The organism is Streptomyces sp. AC555_RSS877 (assembly GCF_019049245.1).
GTDB lineage: Bacteria > Actinomycetota > Actinomycetes > Streptomycetales > Streptomycetaceae > Streptomyces.
In genome coordinates this window covers 1-459 of sequence record NZ_JAGMUK010000196.1, presented here as the reverse complement: position 1 = coordinate 459, position 459 = coordinate 1, and the positions used below count along the sequence as shown (strand labels likewise).

Here is a 459-nt window from a genome sequence, read left to right as displayed (position 1 = left end):
GGGCTGCAGGCGTATGCGCATCAGGATGTGCCGTTCGAGCGGCTGGTGGAGGAGCTGGCGCCGGCCCGGTCCGCGGCGCGGCACCCGCTCTTCCAGGTCATCTTGACGATGCAGGACACGGTGTCGGCGGCGGGTGTGGGGGGATCCGGCGCGGTGGAGACCGGCTTGCGGGCCAGCGGCCTGCCGTTGAGCCGGGCCGGGGTGAAGTTTGATGTGGCGGTGTTGGTGGGGGAGCGGTTCGGTGCGGACGGTGCGCCCGCGGGTATTGGGGGGATGGTGACCGGGGCTGCGGATCTGTTCGATCCCGGCACGGTGGCCCGGATGGCGGACAGTCTGGCTGTGCTGCTGGCCGGGTTGACGCAGGATCCGTCACTGCGGATCGGCGCGGTGGATGTCGTCGACCCGGTTGAGCGTCGGCGGGTGTTGGTGGAGTGGAATGACACCGCTGTGCCGGTGGCT

Annotated in this window: 1 protein-coding gene; it reads left to right on the top strand. The window is 70.6% G+C overall.

The window, feature by feature from the left end; all coding sequences use genetic code 11:
- Positions 1–459, top strand: a 459-nt coding sequence (locus KUM49_RS42140; protein ID WP_217242243.1) for a condensation domain-containing protein, incomplete at both ends; no start/stop codon positions are given.